Raw genomic sequence first — 17,335 nt, 5'->3', positions numbered from 1 at the left:
AAAGCGGTAATCTGAAGATGAACCTAATACAGGGGAACAAAGAGGAAAGAGTATGAGAGTGGAAATTGCAGGCAAAAACATCGAAATCACTCCCGCCATCCGTGAGCGCATCGAAAGCCGCTTTGAAAAGCTGGCCAAGTGGCAGGTGGCACTCATCAATCCTCATGCTGTGATCAGTAAGGAGCCAAACCACCAGTTCAAAGTAGAAGCCAAAGCTGGGCTACCAGGTTCAACACTGGTTGCCTCTGCCGAAAGCGACGACATGTATAAAGCGATTAACGAGGTGGGCCAAAAACTCGAGAAGCAACTGAATAAGGTCCAACACAAAGGCGAAGCGCGCCGTAACGATAAATCAGCCGCGACGGTTGCGATGGAAGAAAATCCAGCCGATGAGGAAATCTAACCCTCGGTGCAACACCTAAATCGCTAAACATGTTAGCCCCGCCTTTGCGGGGCTTTTTGATCCTTGACACGCCTGCCTGCGCCCCATATGGTTAATCCATACGCAAACATAACAACACAACGCCTAATGCTGATTCTCGCTCGTTTTTTTCGCTTCTTTTTTATCTCGCCAACGCGGGAGGAAGCGTGCTAAGCCCAATCAGCCTGGCGCACTAACCTCCCAACCGGGAGGTTTTTTTGTATTAGAACAAGGATAATTTATGCCAGACACACCACGCCCACTGGATGAGATACGCACACGGATAAGTCAGCTTGATCAAGAGCTGCTGACGCTATTGGCTGAGCGCCGTCGCTTAAGCCTAGATGTCGCCAAAAACAAAGTCGCAGTGCAAAAACCGATTCGTGATCAAGCGCGCGAGCAAGCCTTATTAGAAAAGTTGGTGACCAAAGCGCAAGATCACCAGCTCGATGCTCACTATGTGCTGAGCCTGTTTCACACCATTATCGAAGACTCGGTACTGATTCAGCAGCGCTATCTGCAAAACCTGGCCAACCCAGATAATCAGCGTCCAGTGGCACGGGTTTCTTTCTTGGGTAACCAAGGCTCTTATTCCTATCTTGCCGCGCGTCAATACTTTAGCCGCAAGCAAACCGAACTGGTGGAGATGGCCTGTGACAGCTTTAAAAAGGTGGTAGAAACGGTAGAAACCGGCCATGCCGATTACGGTATCTTACCCGTAGAAAACACCAGCTCTGGCTCAATCAATGAAGTGTACGATCAGCTGCAGCACACGCGTTTATCGATTGTCGGTGAGCTTACGCTGCCTATCGACCACTGCCTGCTGACTGTCGGCGACCAAGACCCAAGCCAAATTGATACCTTGTATGCCCACCCGCAGCCGCACCAGCAATGCAGCGAATACATAGATACCTTGGGTAACGTGAAGAAGATTTATTGCTCCAGCACCGCTGAAGCCATGCAACAAGTGGCGGATTTAAACCAACCCAATGTGGCCGCGATTGGCCATGCGGCCAGTGGTGAGTTTTACGGTTTAACCGCGATTAAGAGCGAGATAGCCAACCAACAGCAGAATCATACCCGCTTTATTGTGGTGGCCCGCAAGCCGGTTAAAGTGTCGTCACTGACCCCTGCCAAGACCACCTTTATCATGTCAACGTCGCAACAAGCGGGTTCCTTGGTGGAGTGTTTAATGGTATTGCGCGAGCGTGGTATCAATATGACCAAGCTCGAATCTCGCCCCGTGCTCGGCAACCCGTGGGAAGAAATGTTCTATGTCGATGTTGAAGCCAATATGGCTAGCAACCTGATGCAAAGTGCACTGGACGAGCTCACTACCCTGACCCGTTATCTAAAAGTGCTCGGCTGCTACCCGTCAGAGACCATTTCTCCCACCGAGGTATCGCTGCCGGACAGCAACGACTAACCGCGAGTAGCCATTAACGCCAAAAGCCCACATTGTGGGCTTTTTGCTCGAGCGTAGTTTTTAAGTAGTCTGCTACGAATGTAATGAAAGTAATATATCTTATCCTTCTAAATAAGTGCTTATTTCCACCAGATCTTTATACCTTTCATATAAGAGATTTAATGGATAATCTCGCTCTTTATCACCATTAATTTCCGTTTCATTTTTAATAAACCTTTCATCTAATTCATTATAGTAAAAACCATATTTTATCCAGTCATATAAATGGCTTTCTGTCAGATTATAACCATTATTACCACCGCCATCCCTAATTATATCTTTTTTGCTATTAACCCCTACCCGGTAGTCAAGTGCAACCAGATGACATAATTTAATGAAATCACTTATCCCAACGTTATAATTGATATCCTGATATTGGTTAGTTCTGCTTAAAAAATTTCCTGGCATGTCTTCAACTCTAAGAGTTTTTCCAAGTAGGGCTTGAGGATCTATAAATAGATTTATCCTTACATTGCCGAGATCATACTTCCTAACCACCTTATTCCAATCGCCCTCAATAGCGCTCAAAAGCGATGAATCTCTCATCTGGTTATATATGCTGTACTCCTTCTCATGCAAGCAAAGTAAAATTGTCAAATAGTATATATTAAGCGAGTCCCCCTCACTTAAGTTAGCCACGATAGAGATTAACCGCTCGACTACTTGAATAGCCTCTCGAGCAGAAAGATTAAAACCTGTGAGGATATTTGATATATTTTTAATTTCCACATTACAGCCAACACCTTCAATTGAGGCTTTAGGCCAAACAGTGATCCCATTCTCACTAAGAGTTTGCATAGAAATACTTTTCATATCACAATGCACTGATAGCAACTTCTCGTAGTCTGCTACTTTTAGTGTATATCGAGCATCAAAAAAACGCCCTAAGTAAACGCCAGCATCAAAGCCCTGACCATATATTGCTTTTACTGCATGCTGCAATTGTTCTGTGTCTGTTGCCACAACAAACACAACGCCCGGGATACTAAAAATATGCTTGATGGTTTCTAACATCTCAACTGCATAACTTGGTCGGCAACGATCAAGTTCATCAATAAAAACAAATGCTGGAAATTGTTTTCTGTCGGTACTTTGTTGTGATGAAGATTTTGCAGCTTCAACCCATTGTGATATTGCTTTTTTAAGGCTGTCGATAGCTTCTAGTTTCGCGGAATGTTCATCTAGTAGATGTGTAACCATTTTTGAAGCTGCCATCCCCATATCGATTGGGTCACCCTTTTCATTATCTATGGGCTCTCCAATTTGCCCATCCTCGCTTGACTCCATTATTTTTACCGGATCAATTCCTAGATACCTTTTGGCTAGGCCACCCGCAATAGCTGGCGTCGCCGCCTTGAGCAAACCGAGCAGTTTTCTTGGCGCTTTAAAGGTAATATCTTGTGCACTTTTACCTGCCTGTTCTCGAAGCTGATCAATCATTGAGGTGATAACGGTCATGAGAGGATCATCTGAGTAGTCCTGCTCCCAGGCGTTCACATATACAACCGGGTGTTGATTTTTAATGCTCTCACGCCAGCGGCGTAGGAAGTATGTTTTTCCACTTCCCCACTCGGAATTAAGATTAAGAACATAAGTTCGCTTAGCCTCATCACCACGTTTTTGGTCATACCCTTTTTGCTTTAAAAGACCCGTCAAGTAGCTAGCATATTTTTCGCGGTTAAGTGTATCAGGAGGAAAAACATTCCCATCAATATCTATTTCTTTGCTCCAATCCATTGCTTTATCGTCACTCATAACTTCTTCCTAGCATTCCTATACCATGTTCGTTGGTTTTGGGTTATATAGCAATAAGTTATCTGTATAAGAGGGTAAGCATTCATGTTTTTTGCGGCTTGGATAGATTATCTGAAACCTCAAAAAATATTTACAAAAAAATTGATAATGCATAAAAAACCAGCCAAGCGGCTGGTTTCGGTATAGATTTTCATCTATTGTCGGAGTGGTTTACATAAGCTAAGTCGCGGTGCGGTGGGTCGCGTCGTTGGCTTGTCGCAACAGGCCTTGGCTTTCTTGTAAAAAACGTGGGGCATAGTCGCCAAACCAGTTTTCTACTTGCGCGAAGGCATCGACAAAGGTGGCTTTGTCGTGTTGTTCAAGCAAGTCAATCGCTTCGCCAAAGCGCTGGTAAAAGCGTTTGATCATCGCCAGATTTTGCGGCGAGGACATAATAATATCCGCATACAGACCCGCATCTTGGGCGAACAGACGCCCCACCATGGCAAGCTCTAAGCGATAAATCGGTGAGCTTAGCGCGGTAAGCTGATCGAGGTTGGGATTTTCTTCTGCCAAATGGACCCCGTAAACAAATGACGTAAAGTGACGTAGCGCTTGGATCAGCGTCATGCCTTCGTCATGCTCAATGGCACTGATCCGGTTTAACCCGGCGCCCCAAATACGAAATTGCTCGAGCAGCCATTGGTACGCCTCAGGGTGGCGGCCGTCGCAATAAACAATCACCTGCTTGGCAAGGCTGGCCACATCTGGACCAAACATCGGATGCAGCCCGACCACGGGCCCTGAATGCGCGGCTAACATCGCTTGTAGCGGACCTGATTTGACAGAGGTGAGATCCACTAATAAGCAATCGTCTGGCAGTTGAGTCAGTTTATTAATGACCGTTTCCGTGACGTCAATGGGTACCGACACTACCACCATTCCTGCATTGGCCAGCAGGGCGTCGGCATGCCCCCAATCGTCTTTGTCCAGCACAGTGACTTGGTAACCAGAAAGCGCAAACAAGCGCGCAAACAAACCACCTAGCTGCCCTTTACCGCCAATGACGACGATCTGGCGTAAATCCGGGTTTAGACACTTAAAGCCAGAGTCGTTTTCACTGCTGTACGACTCGCGCATGGTGCGACGCAGCACATCTTCAATTAAGTCCGGTGGCACGCCTTGCGACTCGGCTTCTTGACGACGCGACGCGAGCATCGCCGCCTCACGGTCCGGTGCATAAATGGGCAATCCATGCTGGCTTTTTACCTCTCCCACTTCTGCTACCAGCTCTAAACGGCGCGCGAGCAGGCTCACCATTTGTTTATCGACATCGTCTATTTGATCGCGCAGTCGGCTCAGTTCTGCCACCATGATTTAGCCCTGTTGAATACGTTGTTTAAGAGAGGTTGCCAGCTCTTGGTGAGCATGACGCAGCAATTGTTCGGTAGACGCCCAATCAATGCAAGCATCGGTGATCGACACCCCGTATGCCATCTCATCTTTCGGTAGTTCCGCTGATTGGTTGCCAGCGTTGAGGTGACTTTCAATCATCAAGCCAATCACAGAGCGGTTACCTTGTTTGATTTGATGGATCACATCTTCCGCCACCAGCGGTTGGCGACGGTAATCTTTGCGTGAGTTAGCGTGGCTGCAGTCCACCATCAGGGACGGGTTCAGTCCCGCGGCCTCCATTTGCTGCTCACATTCGGCGACGGAGACTGAGTCGTAGTTAGTTTGCTTACCGCCGCGCAGGATCACATGGCCGTTCGGGTTACCTTGGGTATTCAATAACGCCACTTGTCCGGCTTGGTTGATCCCCATAAACCGGTGCCCAGACGCAGCGGCTTTCATCGCATTGGTGGCGGTGGCCAGATTGCCATCCGTGCCATTTTTAAAGCCAATCGGCATCGATAGGCCACTGGCCATTTCACGATGGGTTTGCGACTCGGTGGTACGCGCACCAATCGCCGCCCAGCTAAACAGATCGCCAATGTATTGTGGGCTGATAGGATCCAGCGCCTCAGTGGCCAGCGGGATCCCCATTTGCGCTAAATCTGTAAGCAGGCCACGCGCTTGTTTTAAGCCTGACTCCACATCAAAGCTGCCATCCAGATGAGGATCGTTGATCAAGCCTTTCCAGCCTGTGGTGGTGCGGGGTTTTTCAAAGTACACCCGCATTACGATAAACAAATGATCGCTCAGCTCATCCGACAAGGCTTTCAGACGACGCGCGTAATCTTTTGCTGCTTCCACATCATGAATCGAGCAAGGGCCACACACCACGAGTAAACGATGATCGCGTTTGTGAATAATATCCGCCACGGTTTGGCGTGCTTGGCTGATCGCCGCACGGGTGCTTTTTTCAATCGGAAATTGCGCGCGAAGTGCTTCTGGCGTGAGCAGAACTTGCTCATCGCGGATATGGACATTGGTCACCGAATCTTGCTGCATAGCCTTGCCTTAATTTGTTCATTAGGTTTTACACAGACAATACCAGGCTCTATTTTAAAAGCAACAAGGAGTGTATTATTTAATTTACTATGTAAACTAAAATTTACAAACAAGATTATCATAGAGTCTTAAACGGCCAACCGTTACTATAACCTATCCGTGATTTTTGTGTGGTTGGTTATGGCCCTGGTTCTTTCCCTCTTGCAGCAAATGAGCGTTTATCTGGTGATCGCCTATTTGCTGAGTAAAACGCCGGCGTTTATGCCGCTGCTGAGCATCTCTGGGCGACTGTCGCATAAGGTCGTTTGTTACTTCCTCTTCTCTGGGTTTTGTATTCTCGGCACCTACTTTGGTTTAAGCATCCAAGACGCGATTGCCAACACCCGTGCTATCGGCGCAGTTATGGGCGGCTTACTGGGCGGCCCGGTCGTGGGTTTTTTGGTTGGGTTAACCGGTGGCTTGCATCGATATAGCTTAGGCGGTTTTACCGATCTCGCTTGCGCCATTTCTACCACGGCCGAAGGCTTGATTGGTGGCTTAATGCACCGCTACTTAGTGTCCCGCAACCAAACCAGCCGTTTGTTTTCTCCTACCGTGGTGTTGGGGGTGACCTTTGTCGCCGAGCTGGTGCAAATGGCCATCATTCTCGCAGTGGCAGAGCCCTTTAGCCGTGCATACGAGTTGGTCAGTGCGATTGCGGCGCCCATGGTGATCGCTAACTCAATCGGCGCCGCGATGTTTATGAGCATTATTGTCGACCGAAAAACCCTGTTCGAGCGCTATTCAGCGGCGTTTTCCAGTAAGGCGCTAAAAATTGCTGAACGTTCGGTCGGTATTTTAAGTAGTGGCTTTAATCAGCAAAGCAGTGAACAAGTCGCCGCCATTATTCAGCAAGAGACCGGTGTCGGGGCCGTCGCAATTACCGATCGAGAAAAGATCCTCGCCTTTACTGGTATTGGCGATGATCACCACCTGCCAGGTACACCTATTGCCTCAGATTACACCCGTCGGGCGATTGCCGATGATCAATTAATTTATATTGATGGTGCCGACACGCCCTACTGCTGTTCATTGTCGCCTTATTGTAAGCTCGGCTCCGTCTTGGTGATCCCGCTACGCGGGGGCGATGGTTACGTGCTGGGCACGGTGAAACTCTATGAGCCGAAACGTAAGCTCTTCTCAGCAATCAATGTCACCATGGGTGAGGGGATCGCACGATTGCTCTCCAACCAGATTTTGACGGGCCGTTATCAGCGTCAACAAAGCTTGCTCACCCAAGCTGAGTTAAACTTATTACGCGCCCAAGTGAATCCACACTTTTTGTTCAATGCTTTAAACACCATTAGTGCAGTGGTCAAACGTGAGCCGGAACGTGCTCGTCAGTTAATCCAGCACTTATCCACCTTCTTTCGCAGTAACCTCAAGCAAAATCGCGAGACGGTATCGCTTGAGCAAGAGTTGAATCATCTTGACGCGTATTTAGAACTCGAACATGCCCGCTTTGCCGATCGTATGAGTGTAGAGAAGCAGATTGATCCGGCTATCTTGCACGCGGTGATCCCAAGTTTTACCTTACAACCTTTGGTTGAGAACGCGGTGAAACATGGGATCAGCCAATTGATGGCAGACGGTAAAATTGTGATCCGTGGCTGGCAAGAAGGCGAATGCCTGTATTTACAAGTGGAAGACAATGCTGGGCTTTATCAACCAGCGGCACAGCACTCAGGGCTCGGGATGCGGATCGTCGATAAACGCGTACGCGGTCTGTTTGGTGGCCAATATGCGCTAAAAATGACCTGTCAGCCCGATGTGTGGACGCGGGCAACCGTTACCCTCCCCTTAACTTATCAAACGCCCAACAAGGAGAGACAGGCATGATAAAGGCACTGATTGTTGATGATGAGCTACACGCTCGAGAAGCCTTGGAAGATGAGCTACTCGCGCTTGGCGGCGTTGAGGTGGTTGGACAGTGCAACAATGCTATCGACGCACTAAAAACCATCAACCAAAGCCGCCCCGATGTGGTGTTTTTAGATATTCAGATGCCACGCGTGACCGGATTAGAACTTCTCGCGATGCTCGACCCCGACACCATGCCTAAAGTGGTCTTTGTCACCGCTTATGATGAATACGCGGTGCAAGCGTTCGAGGAGAATGCGTTCGACTATTTGCTCAAACCCGTTGAGACTGAGAGGTTGAAAAAATCACTGGAAAAGCTCACACGCGAGCTGAGCCAGAAACACGACTACCAAGCGATCACGCCCACGTTGGATTTACTCCCTTGCGCCGGACATAACCGGATTACTCTGATCCCGCACCAGGAGGTGGAGGTGGCGCGTACTGCCTTAAGTGGCGTCGCACTGCTCACCGTAAAAGGCGAGTCTACCACGCACCTATCACTCAAGGTTTTGGAAGACAAAACACCACTGATACGCTGCCATCGGCAATACTTGGTACACCCTGCTGCTATCCGCGAAATCCAGCTGCTCGACAATGGCCTTGCCGAAGTGATCACTCAATCTGCGTATGTGGTGCCTGTCAGCCGCCGTTATCTCAAATCATTAAAAGATAAGCTCGGGCTATGCCAGTAACCCCCGCGCTTACCGTGCGCTAGTAAAAAAGCCCATTGGCTTGGTTTTGAAAGTCGTTATAGCCGCGCTGCCATTCCATTCTAAAGCGCTGAGAGCCAGGACGACTTTCACACACACCCATATAGGGGTTGCCATCCAACCCTAATTGGTAAGCATGGGTAGGATCGCAGTAGGCATCTATACCCTGAATATAGCCTTGTTCATAATCGAGATAATTGGCGTTCATGCGCTCACCGGCTTGACTGGCGAGAGTCTGCAAATCTTTCAGTGAGCGCTGAGGCAGCCCCCGCTGTCCATCTTGCTCGCCAAGTCCATACCAGTTCTGCTCATCGACCAAGCCTTGGGTGGTCGACGCGGCGCATCCGACCAACAATGCGACAACCCATAATGAAAAAAATGTTTTTATCATGCTTACCCCTCACCCTACGTAAAAAAGCCCCAGCAAAAGCTGAGGCTTAGATCTTAGCGTATTTGCGCAGATATTGCCGTAAGACCAATCATTTAGATAACAATCAATCGACGCTAACCAAGGCGGCAGGCCCTGATGGCGTGGCAATCACTTCTCATCCGCGATCAGTTGTGGGTTGGGTTTATACCCCACAAAGAAAGCAATCGTGGCAGCAATTGTTGCCCCCACACCGATGATGGTGGCGATATTCATCGGCAGGCTAAACCCGATTTCAGCATTGGCCAAGTACGTAACGGTCACGGCAGTCATAAACATTGCCGGAATGGTGCATACCCAGTGCAACTTATCGCGTTTAATCAGATAAGCTGCCGCGGCCCATAGCATGATCATCGCGGTAGTTTGGTTGGCCCAGCCGAAGTAACGCCAAATCACGCCAAACTCCGCTTTGGTGATCAAAAAACCGACCACAAACATGGGGATCGCAATCATCAGGCGCTTCACCATCGGTTTTTGCTGAATTTTCAGAAAATCGGCGATAATCAGACGCGCAGAGCGGAAGGCGGTATCACCCGAGGTAATCGGCAGCACAATCACGCCCAAGACCGCCATAATGCCTCCGACTGTGCCCAGGAGCGAGGTGGAAACCTCATGCACCACCGCGGCGGGGCCACCGTTGGCGAGCGTTTGATTAAGCGCCTCACTGGATTCATAGAAGCTCAAACCTAGGCTACACCAGATAAGCGCAATCACACCTTCACCAATCATCGCGCCATAGAAGATAAAGCGCCCTGACTTTTCATTTTGCATGCAGCGCGCCATCAATGGCGACTGGGTGGCATGGAAGCCGGATACTGCTCCACAAGCGATAGTAATAAACAGCAATGGCCACAGTGGTAGATCGGTTGGGTGGAAGTTAGTCGCAAAGTCTAACCCTTGGCTGTAGAAGCTGTGATCGCTCACGGCCAAGCCGATAATCAAGCCCACCGACATAAAGACAAGCAAGGCACCAAACACGGGATAAAAACGGCCGATAATTTTATCAATGGGTACCACTGTCGCCAGCACATAATAGGCAAAGATAATACCGACCCACATCGCCACGCTCATCTCTGACAAGCTACCCAACAACTTGGCGGGACCGAGCACAAATACCACGCCGACCAACATCAACAGCAACACCGCAAAGAAGTTCATAAAATGTTTAGCGAAGTTGCCCAGATGCTCTCCGACCACAGAAGGCACAGACGCCCCATTTGCGCGGACACTCAACATGCCCGAGAAGTAGTCATGCACAGCTCCCGCAAAAATGCAGCCAAACACAATCCATAACATGGCGACAGGGCCGTACAAAGCACCAAGAATCGGGCCAAAGATCGGGCCTAATCCAGCAATGTTTAAAAGCTGAATCAGGTAAACTTTTTTGTCCGACAGCGGCACATAATCCACGCCGTCGTTCATGCTCATGGCCGGTGTCGCTTTTTGCGGCTTAGGCCCAAAAATTTTGGTAATAAAGGTGCCGTAAGTGAAGTAGCCCACAATCAAGGTCACCACGCATAATAAAAACCAGGACATAGCTGTTCTCCGTGTCGTTAGCAGCTAAGCTGCCAATCTTTTAGTAGGGTACAGATGCCATTTTGCCTACATAGCCGCCACATTCATCAGCTTTGTCGGTGAGTGGTCGCATGGGCGAGTAAACGGTTGTAAGCGCGGTTGAGCGGTTGAGCGGTTGAGGACATTAAAAAAGCCCGTCCAAGTGGACGGGCTTTTTGAGCAATAAACGCCGAGGGCGATTACTTCTTGTTAAGACGCTCTTTGATTCGAGCTGACTTACCAGAACGCTCACGCAGGTAGTACAGTTTGGCACGACGTACTGCACCGCGACGTTTAACAGTAATGCTGTCGATAACTGGCGAATGGATTTGGAAAGTACGCTCTACACCTTCACCGCTTGATACTTTACGTACGGTGAATGCAGTGTGTAGACCACGGTTGCGCTTAGCGATAACCACACCTTCATATGGCTGCAGACGCTCACGGTTACCTTCTTTTACTTTAAGCTGTACCAGGACAGTGTCACCTGCTTGAAACTCAGGCAGGTCTTTTTTCATTTGCTCTTCTTCGAGCTGCTTGATGATGTTACTCATTGTTTATAACCCTAGAATAAACTGAAACTCAATTTGATTCGGCACTTGCACGGTGTTCTTTGATGAACTCGGCAAGTAGTGATTCCTGTTCGTCAGTCAGAGCTAGGTTTTCCAGGAGCTCTGGTCGTCGTAACCAAGTGCGACCTAGCGATTGCTTTAATCGCCAGCGACGAATGTCCTTGTGATTGCCGGATTTTAGCACCTCTGGTACCCCCAACCCGTCTAACACTTCTGGACGTGTGTAGTGTGGACAGTCTAACAACCCGTTGGCAAAGGAGTCTTCCTCTGCCGACGCCATGTCGCCGAGTACACCCGGTACAAACCGAGCAACCGCGTCCACCAGCGTCATTGCGGGCAGCTCGCCCCCACTGAGCACAAAATCTCCCACTGACCATTCTTCGTCTACATGGGTTTGTATAATGCGCTCATCTACCCCTTCATACCGGCCGCAAATCAAAATAAGTTTGTCATTGCTCGCCAGTGATTCAACCCCCGCTTGGTCGAGCTTGCGCCCTTGCGGAGAGAGGTAAACCACTTTCGCTTTATCGCCTGCGGCGTGTTTGGCAGCGTGAATAGCATCGCGCAACGGCTCAACCATCATCAACATGCCGGGGCCACCGCCGTAAGGTCGGTCATCAACCGTACGGTGTTTGTCTTGAGTGAAATCACGCGGATTCCACGTTTCGACGTTTAACAGCCCTTTTTTTACCGCTTGGCCCGTGACTCCAAAATCAGTGACCGCTCGGAACATTTCAGGAAACAGGCTAATAATGCCAACCCACATATTTCCGCTCGCTTACTGTTGGAGTTTAAAAACCAGGATCCCAGTCAACTTCGATCCGTTGAGCAGTGCGATCAATTGACTTGATAACCTGCTCTTCAAGGAACGGAATTAAGCGTTCCTTTTTGCCAAAAGCATCTTTGAGGTTGGCTTTGACGACAAGTACGTCGTTAGAGCCGGTTTCGAGCATGTCAGTCACCGTACCGAGGTGATAGCCTTTTGCATTCACCACGTCCATGCCAAACAGCTCTCGCCAATAAAACTCTTCATCTGACAAAGCAGGCAGCGACTCAGTCCCTACTGCAATCTCAGCATTGGTCAGCATCTGCGCGTCTTCGCGCTGATCCAGCCCTTTGAGCTTGGCAACATACCCCTTGTTGTGGCGTTTCCAGTCTTCTAACTCGAAACGTTGCCACTGCCCGCGCACCTGGATAAACCAAGGAGAGTAGGCAAAAATGCTCTCAGCTTCTTCAGTGTAAGAAAAAATCTTGAGCCAGCCACGAATACCGTATGACGCGCCTAGCTTGCCAACCACGATAGTATCTTGCTCACTCATTTCTTCTTTTAACCCTGACACTGGAGACTTACGCTGCTTTTGCTGCGTCTTTGACTAGCTTAGCAACACGGTCAGAAACCGTTGCGCCTTCGCCAACCCAGTGGTTCACACGATCCAGGTCAAGGCGTAGCTTCTCTTCCTGGCCTTGGGCTACAGGGTTAAAGAAACCGATTTTCTCGATGAAGCGACCGTCGCGCGCCTGGCGGCTGTCAGCTACAACGATTTGATAAAATGGGCGTTTTTTCGCGCCATGACGTGCCAAACGAATGGTTACCATATCGTCCTCATTTGCATTACTTAATAAAATTGGCCCCGTTTCGCGTCAGCAATGCGGGGCCTCGTGCCAAAATAAAGCTCGGGAATTTTACTCTTTATTGCTGTGAATGCAACTGGTTTAGTCAAATTTCCACCAGCTATCCCAAGCCTCACAGCGAGTTGGTATGCCTGCCAGCACTGGGCTGGCAGGTAAATACGCGTCTTGATTAACCCATGAATCCGCCAGGACCACCTGGACCGCCACCCGGCGGCATCATGCCTTTCATTTGGCGCATCATGTTGCGCATGCCGCCTTTTTGCATTTTCTTCATCATTTTTTGCATTTGGGTAAACTGCTTAAGAAGACGGTTCACGTCCTGCACTTGGGTGCCTGAGCCTGCGGCAATCCGCTTCTTACGCGACCCTTTGATGATTTCGGGGCGCTGGCGCTCACGCGGGGTCATGGAGTTGATGATCGCTTCCATCTGCAAGAACATTTTGTCATCAACGTTATCTTTCACGTTATCGGGCACATTCGACATCCCAGGCAGCTTATCCATCATGCCCATCATGCCGCCCATGCTCTTCATTTGTTCAAGCTGGTCGCGAAAATCTGCCAAGTCGAAGCCTTTTTTCTGCTTAAACTTCTTGGCCATCTTCTCGGCTTTGTCTTTATCGACATTGCGCTCAAGATCTTCAATAAGCGACAGGACATCGCCCATCCCCAAGATACGGGATGCCACCCGGTCAGGATGGAAAGGCTCCAGGGCGTCGGTTTTTTCACCCACACCCAAAAATTTGATTGGCTTACCGGTAATATGGCGCACCGACAGCGCCGCACCGCCACGGGCATCACCATCGACTTTGGTCAACACGACACCGGTCAGTGCTAAAGCGTCGTTAAACGCTTTGGCTGTGTTCGCGGCGTCTTGACCTGTCATGGCATCAACCACAAACAAGGTCTCTACTGGGTTGACCGCACTATGAACGTCTTTGATCTCGTCCATCATGGCGTCATCAACGTGCAAGCGACCGGCGGTATCGACAATCACCACGTCGTAAAACTTCAGCTTACCGTGATCAACCGCCGCTTTGGCGATATCAACGGGGTTTTGATCAGCGCTCGATGGGAAGAAATCTACCCCGACTTCACCCGCCAAGGTTTCCAGCTGTTTAATCGCCGCCGGGCGATACACGTCCGCAGACACCACCAAGACTTTCTTTTTTTCCTGCTCGGTAAGCATCTTACCCAGCTTGCCCACACTGGTGGTTTTACCCGCCCCTTGCAAGCCTGCCATCAAAATCACTGCTGGCGGCTGGGCCGCAAGATCCAATTTTTCATTGGCATCGCCCATCACCGCTTCTAACTCGGCTTGGACAATTTTGATAAATTCCTGCCCAGGCGTCAGGCTTTTAGACACTTCAATGCCAACGGCACGCTCTTTGACGCGTTTGACAAAATCACGAACCACAGGGAGCGCGACATCGGCTTCCAGCAGCGCCATACGCACTTCGCGTAAGGTCTCTTTGATATTGTCTTCCGTTAACCGACCGCGGCCGCTCACATTTTTGAGCGTCCGGGATAAACGTTCTGATAAGTTTTCAAACATGCGTTACTCGCCCACTCGTCCTATTGGCCCATGATTTTTCATCTGGGTGCAATCGCTGTCGCGAAATTACTGAGATTATACCGCAATCCCCCCATCGCTTGCATGTATCGATAGCGACGAAGATTGAGGCAAGGTATACTCACACCTTCATTCTTATTGATTAACTGACTGATCGGTGACGATGGAAATTCTGACAGCCTTATTGGCATCAATGCTTTATCTGGCCGCCATTTTGCAGATCATCCCCGGCTTGTCCAGCAACAATCAAATTAGTGCGAAGCCGGTCTTTTTCACCGCCTTGGCTGCGCTGGCGCTGCATGCCTACCTGTTAAAAGACCTGATTTTATCAGGTACGGGGCAGAACCTTAGCATGCTCAACGTCGCCTCCTTGGTGAGTTTTATCATTGCGATGATGACTACCGGACTAATTTTTCGGTTGCGGCTGTGGTTCTTGCTACCGGTGGTTTATGCCTTCGCAGGGCTAAACCTTGCGAGTGCGACACTGCTTCCTGGCGCCTTCATTACCCATCTCGAATCGCATCCAGAGGTGCTGTTGCACATTTCCCTGGCGCTATTCGCTTATTCAACCTTAATGATCGCCACCCTGTATGCACTTCAACTGGCATGGTTAGACTATCAGCTCAAACACAAAAAACGTCAGGTCATTAATCACAATGTCCCTCCTTTAATGATGGTGGAGCGGCAGCTTTTCAACATCATTTTGGTGGGTCAGGTGTTATTAACCTTCACTTTAATGACTGGATTTATCTTTGTCGATGATATGTTCGCGCAAGGGAAAGCGCACAAAGCCTTCCTTTCTATGGCCGCTTGGGTCGTGTATGGCGTTCTCCTTTGGGGACATTATCAATCAGGCTGGCGTGGACGTCGGGTGGTCTGGTTTAGTATTGTGGGCGCCTTTCTACTCACTTTAGCCTATTTTGGCAGCCGTTTTGTCCGTGAGATCCTGATCGCGGGGTAAGACAGTGCGCGCATATGGCAAAGGGCAAACGGCCCCATAGGCGCGTGGCAGTAGTGTACACTCGAGCATAGGCTCTGATCTTCAAACAAACGTAAGGAACAGTTCGTTGGACGACATATCGACGGGAATTTTAATTTCCCTTTTGGTATTGCTTATCGTCATTTCCGGTTATTTTTCCGGGTCTGAGACAGGCATGATGGCCCTTAACCGCTACCGGTTACGCCACCTTTCTAAATCAGGCCATAGCGGCGCTAAGCGGGTCGAAAAACTGCTCACTCGGCCAGACCGGCTGATCGGGCTTATCCTGATTGGTAATAACCTGGTCAATATTCTTGCCTCGTCGATCGCGACCGTTTTAGGCTTGCGCCTGTACGGTGATGCCGGTATCGCGATCGCCACCGGCGCACTGACCATGGTGATTTTGGTCTTCGCTGAAGTGACCCCTAAAACCCTCGCCGCCCTCTACCCTGAGCGTGTTTCCTTTCTCAGCAGTTTTGTACTGACCATTCTGATGAAAGTTTTCTATCCATTGGTCAGCTTGGTGAACTTTATTACCAATGGTTTTTTACGGATACTGGGCTTAGGTGCCAAAACCGACGGTAAAGATAGCTTAAGCACTGAAGAGCTTCGCACGATTGTAAATGAAGCGGGTAGCCTTATCCCCCGTCGTCACCAGCATATGCTGCTATCGATTCTTGAGCTAGAAGAAGTGACCGTGGATGACATCATGGTACCCCGTAATGAAATCACGGGGATCAATATCAATGATGACTGGAAGTCAATCATGCGCCAATTCACGCATGCTCCACATGGCCGTATGGTGCTCTATCGTGACACCATCGACGAAGTGGTTGGCATGCTGCGTGTGCGCAAAGCCTACCGCTTAATGGTAGAGAAAAACGAATTTAACAAAGAAACGCTCCTTCGCGCTGCCGACGAAGTGTACTTTATACCGGAAGGCACGCCTTTGAACGTGCAAATGCTGAAATTCCAACGCAACAAACAACGCATTGGTTTGGTCGTCGACGAGTACGGCGACATGATAGGCTTGGTGACTTTGGAAGATATTCTCGAAGAGATCGTGGGTGAATTTACGACGTCATTGTCACCGAGTTTGGCAGAAGAAATTACGCCATTGACCGACGGTGGCTATCTGATTGAGGGTAGCGCCAATATTCGCGACTTGAATAAGAGCCTTAATTGGGCCCTACCGACCGATGGCCCGCGTACCCTCAATGGCCTCATCCTCGAACACTTGGAAGATATCCCTAACAACCGCTTAAGTGTAGAGATTGATGGCCACCACATTGAAATTGTCGATGTCGCAGACAATATGATTAAGCAAGTTAAGGTATTACCGGCTAAGCAACCACAAGCCAGTTTAGACAGTTAATTTGACACCTTCCATCAGCCATATCACAACAAGCACGCTAAACAAGCCATAACAACCGTGAGATGAACGCGTAAAAAAGGTGGGGCATTCCCCACCTTTTTGTGCTTACCCTTTTTAGGTCACTATCTGATCGTCCGTTACCACTAACATCATCAAGCGCTGTTTTCCGTACAGGTGTAATGCCGTAATGCTTCAATAAAGCTGGCTTCTTTGATCGGCTTCACAATCACATAGTCGGCACCGGCTTGATAAAAGGCCTCATGCACATGACCGTACGCATCGGCCGTGCACGCATAAATGGGGACATCGAGCCCCAAGGTTTTACGAATCGCTCTTGTCGCATCAATGCCGCCAAGCTTAGGCATATGATTATCCATTAATACCAGATCATAATCCGCCTGTTGGAGACGCTCGAGGGCCTGCTCCCCATCTTCCGCCCAATCAACATCAATCTGGTATTTTTTGCAAAACGCTTGAGCCACCATGGCATTGATTTTGTTGTCCTCAACCAGCAACAGCCGCTCTATGCCCAAAGACGCTGGG

Annotated in this window: 17 protein-coding genes; 6 read left to right on the top strand and 11 right to left on the bottom strand. The window is 49.3% G+C overall.

What is annotated here, in order from left to right; translation table 11 throughout:
* The first annotated feature begins 52 nt into the window (after positions 1-52).
* Together hpf and pheA are read left to right on the top strand one after the other, a co-directional pair.
* Positions 53-403, top strand: a complete 351-nt coding sequence (gene hpf / locus BZG74_RS03155) for a ribosome hibernation-promoting factor, HPF/YfiA family (protein WP_046074133.1) — start codon at positions 53-55, stop codon at positions 401-403.
* A 259-nt stretch (positions 404-662) separates the two neighbouring features.
* The gene (gene pheA / locus BZG74_RS03150; protein ID WP_077771296.1) at positions 663-1,847 is read left to right on the top strand and encodes a prephenate dehydratase; all 1,185 of its coding nucleotides are present in this window, start codon (positions 663-665) and stop codon (positions 1,845-1,847) included.
* 99 nt (positions 1,848-1,946) lie between these two features.
* Here the strand turns inward: pheA and BZG74_RS03145 are convergent, their stop codons facing one another.
* The 3 genes from BZG74_RS03145 to BZG74_RS03135 form a co-directional block, all read right to left on the bottom strand.
* A complete protein-coding gene (locus tag BZG74_RS03145) occupies positions 1,947-3,641 on the bottom strand; it encodes a KAP family P-loop NTPase fold protein (RefSeq protein ID WP_077771295.1) in 1,695 nt (564 codons plus the stop codon).
* A gap of 219 nt (positions 3,642-3,860) precedes the next feature.
* The gene (tyrA, locus tag BZG74_RS03140) at positions 3,861-4,994 is read right to left on the bottom strand and encodes a bifunctional chorismate mutase/prephenate dehydrogenase (RefSeq protein WP_077771294.1); all 1,134 of its coding nucleotides are present in this window, start codon (positions 4,992-4,994) and stop codon (positions 3,861-3,863) included.
* Positions 4,995-4,997: 3 nt separating this feature from the next.
* On the bottom strand, positions 4,998-6,074 hold the full coding sequence (locus tag BZG74_RS03135) for a 3-deoxy-7-phosphoheptulonate synthase (RefSeq protein WP_077771293.1): 1,077 nt from the start codon (positions 6,072-6,074) through the stop codon (positions 4,998-5,000).
* A 180-nt stretch (positions 6,075-6,254) separates the two neighbouring features.
* Here BZG74_RS03135 and BZG74_RS03130 point away from each other — a divergent pair, with 180 nt between their 5' ends.
* Both BZG74_RS03130 and btsR read left to right on the top strand, forming a co-directional pair.
* Entirely contained in the window at positions 6,255-7,952 is a 1,698-nt protein-coding gene (locus BZG74_RS03130) for a sensor histidine kinase (RefSeq protein WP_077771375.1), read from the top strand.
* Positions 7,949-8,665, top strand: a complete 717-nt coding sequence (btsR, locus tag BZG74_RS03125) for a two-component system response regulator BtsR (protein WP_077771292.1) — start codon at positions 7,949-7,951, stop codon at positions 8,663-8,665. The genes BZG74_RS03130 and btsR overlap by 4 nt, the downstream gene beginning before the upstream one ends.
* A gap of 19 nt (positions 8,666-8,684) precedes the next feature.
* On the opposite strand, the gene BZG74_RS03120 is transcribed toward btsR, so the two are convergent.
* The 7 genes from BZG74_RS03120 to ffh all read right to left on the bottom strand — a co-directional run bounded on the left by BZG74_RS03120 (position 8,685) and on the right by ffh (position 14,420).
* Entirely contained in the window at positions 8,685-9,074 is a 390-nt protein-coding gene (locus tag BZG74_RS03120) for a DUF2799 domain-containing protein (protein WP_077771291.1), read from the bottom strand.
* Between the two features lie 147 nt (positions 9,075-9,221).
* Positions 9,222-10,646: a carbon starvation CstA family protein gene (locus tag BZG74_RS03115; protein WP_046074126.1), complete on the bottom strand. Its 1,425-nt coding sequence runs from the start codon at positions 10,644-10,646 to the stop codon at positions 9,222-9,224.
* Positions 10,647-10,864: 218 nt separating this feature from the next.
* Positions 10,865-11,218: a 50S ribosomal protein L19 gene (rplS, locus tag BZG74_RS03110; RefSeq protein ID WP_046074125.1), complete on the bottom strand. Its 354-nt coding sequence runs from the start codon at positions 11,216-11,218 to the stop codon at positions 10,865-10,867.
* A 28-nt stretch (positions 11,219-11,246) separates the two neighbouring features.
* Positions 11,247-12,002: a tRNA (guanosine(37)-N1)-methyltransferase TrmD gene (trmD, locus tag BZG74_RS03105; RefSeq protein WP_077458978.1), complete on the bottom strand. Its 756-nt coding sequence runs from the start codon at positions 12,000-12,002 to the stop codon at positions 11,247-11,249.
* Between the two features lie 25 nt (positions 12,003-12,027).
* Positions 12,028-12,555, bottom strand: a complete 528-nt coding sequence (gene rimM, locus BZG74_RS03100; RefSeq protein ID WP_077666533.1) for a ribosome maturation factor RimM — start codon at positions 12,553-12,555, stop codon at positions 12,028-12,030.
* A 28-nt stretch (positions 12,556-12,583) separates the two neighbouring features.
* Positions 12,584-12,832, bottom strand: coding sequence for a 30S ribosomal protein S16 (gene rpsP / locus BZG74_RS03095; protein ID WP_069363486.1), 249 nt, complete (start codon positions 12,830-12,832; stop codon positions 12,584-12,586).
* Between the two features lie 205 nt (positions 12,833-13,037).
* Positions 13,038-14,420, bottom strand: coding sequence for a signal recognition particle protein (gene ffh, locus BZG74_RS03090; RefSeq protein ID WP_077771290.1), 1,383 nt, complete (start codon positions 14,418-14,420; stop codon positions 13,038-13,040).
* A gap of 181 nt (positions 14,421-14,601) precedes the next feature.
* On the opposite strand from ffh, the gene BZG74_RS03085 reads away from it, so the two are divergent.
* Entirely contained in the window at positions 14,602-15,399 is a 798-nt protein-coding gene (locus tag BZG74_RS03085) for a cytochrome C assembly family protein (protein ID WP_077771289.1), read from the top strand.
* A gap of 106 nt (positions 15,400-15,505) precedes the next feature.
* A complete protein-coding gene (locus tag BZG74_RS03080) occupies positions 15,506-16,792 on the top strand; it encodes an HlyC/CorC family transporter (protein ID WP_077771288.1) in 1,287 nt (428 codons plus the stop codon).
* 152 nt (positions 16,793-16,944) lie between these two features.
* Here BZG74_RS03080 and BZG74_RS03075 read toward each other — a convergent pair whose 3' ends face one another.
* Positions 16,945-17,307, bottom strand: coding sequence for a response regulator (locus tag BZG74_RS03075; protein WP_077771287.1), 363 nt, complete (start codon positions 17,305-17,307; stop codon positions 16,945-16,947).
* Positions 17,308-17,335 lie beyond the last annotated feature (28 nt).

This window comes from Salinivibrio sharmensis (assembly GCF_001995985.1).
Lineage (GTDB): Bacteria > Pseudomonadota > Gammaproteobacteria > Enterobacterales > Vibrionaceae > Salinivibrio > Salinivibrio sharmensis.
Note: the sequence above shows the minus strand (reverse complement) of the source record. Positions and strands in the feature narration are given on the sequence as shown.

Bases quoted from the DNA above. Each gene is read 5' to 3' on its own strand.
- BZG74_RS03115 (WP_046074126.1), bottom strand. From the start codon at position 10,646: ATGTCCTGGTTTTTATTATGCGTGGTGACCTTGATTGTGGGCTACTTC.
- BZG74_RS03085 (WP_077771289.1), top strand. From the start codon at position 14,602: ATGGAAATTCTGACAGCCTTATTGGCATCAATGCTTTATCTGGCCGCC.
- tyrA (WP_077771294.1), bottom strand. From the start codon at position 4,994: ATGGTGGCAGAACTGAGCCGACTGCGCGATCAAATAGACGATGTCGAT.
- BZG74_RS03145 (WP_077771295.1), bottom strand. From the start codon at position 3,641: ATGAGTGACGATAAAGCAATGGATTGGAGCAAAGAAATAGATATTGAT.
- BZG74_RS03120 (WP_077771291.1), bottom strand. From the start codon at position 9,074: ATGATAAAAACATTTTTTTCATTATGGGTTGTCGCATTGTTGGTCGGA.
- trmD (WP_077458978.1), bottom strand. From the start codon at position 12,002: ATGTGGGTTGGCATTATTAGCCTGTTTCCTGAAATGTTCCGAGCGGTC.
- rpsP (WP_069363486.1), bottom strand. From the start codon at position 12,832: ATGGTAACCATTCGTTTGGCACGTCATGGCGCGAAAAAACGCCCATTT.
- BZG74_RS03135 (WP_077771293.1), bottom strand. From the start codon at position 6,074: ATGCAGCAAGATTCGGTGACCAATGTCCATATCCGCGATGAGCAAGTT.
- BZG74_RS03130 (WP_077771375.1), top strand. From the start codon at position 6,255: ATGGCCCTGGTTCTTTCCCTCTTGCAGCAAATGAGCGTTTATCTGGTG.
- rplS (WP_046074125.1), bottom strand. From the start codon at position 11,218: ATGAGTAACATCATCAAGCAGCTCGAAGAAGAGCAAATGAAAAAAGAC.
- btsR (WP_077771292.1), top strand. From the start codon at position 7,949: ATGATAAAGGCACTGATTGTTGATGATGAGCTACACGCTCGAGAAGCC.
- pheA (WP_077771296.1), top strand. From the start codon at position 663: ATGCCAGACACACCACGCCCACTGGATGAGATACGCACACGGATAAGT.
- hpf (WP_046074133.1), top strand. From the start codon at position 53: ATGAGAGTGGAAATTGCAGGCAAAAACATCGAAATCACTCCCGCCATC.
- ffh (WP_077771290.1), bottom strand. From the start codon at position 14,420: ATGTTTGAAAACTTATCAGAACGTTTATCCCGGACGCTCAAAAATGTG.
- rimM (WP_077666533.1), bottom strand. From the start codon at position 12,555: ATGAGTGAGCAAGATACTATCGTGGTTGGCAAGCTAGGCGCGTCATAC.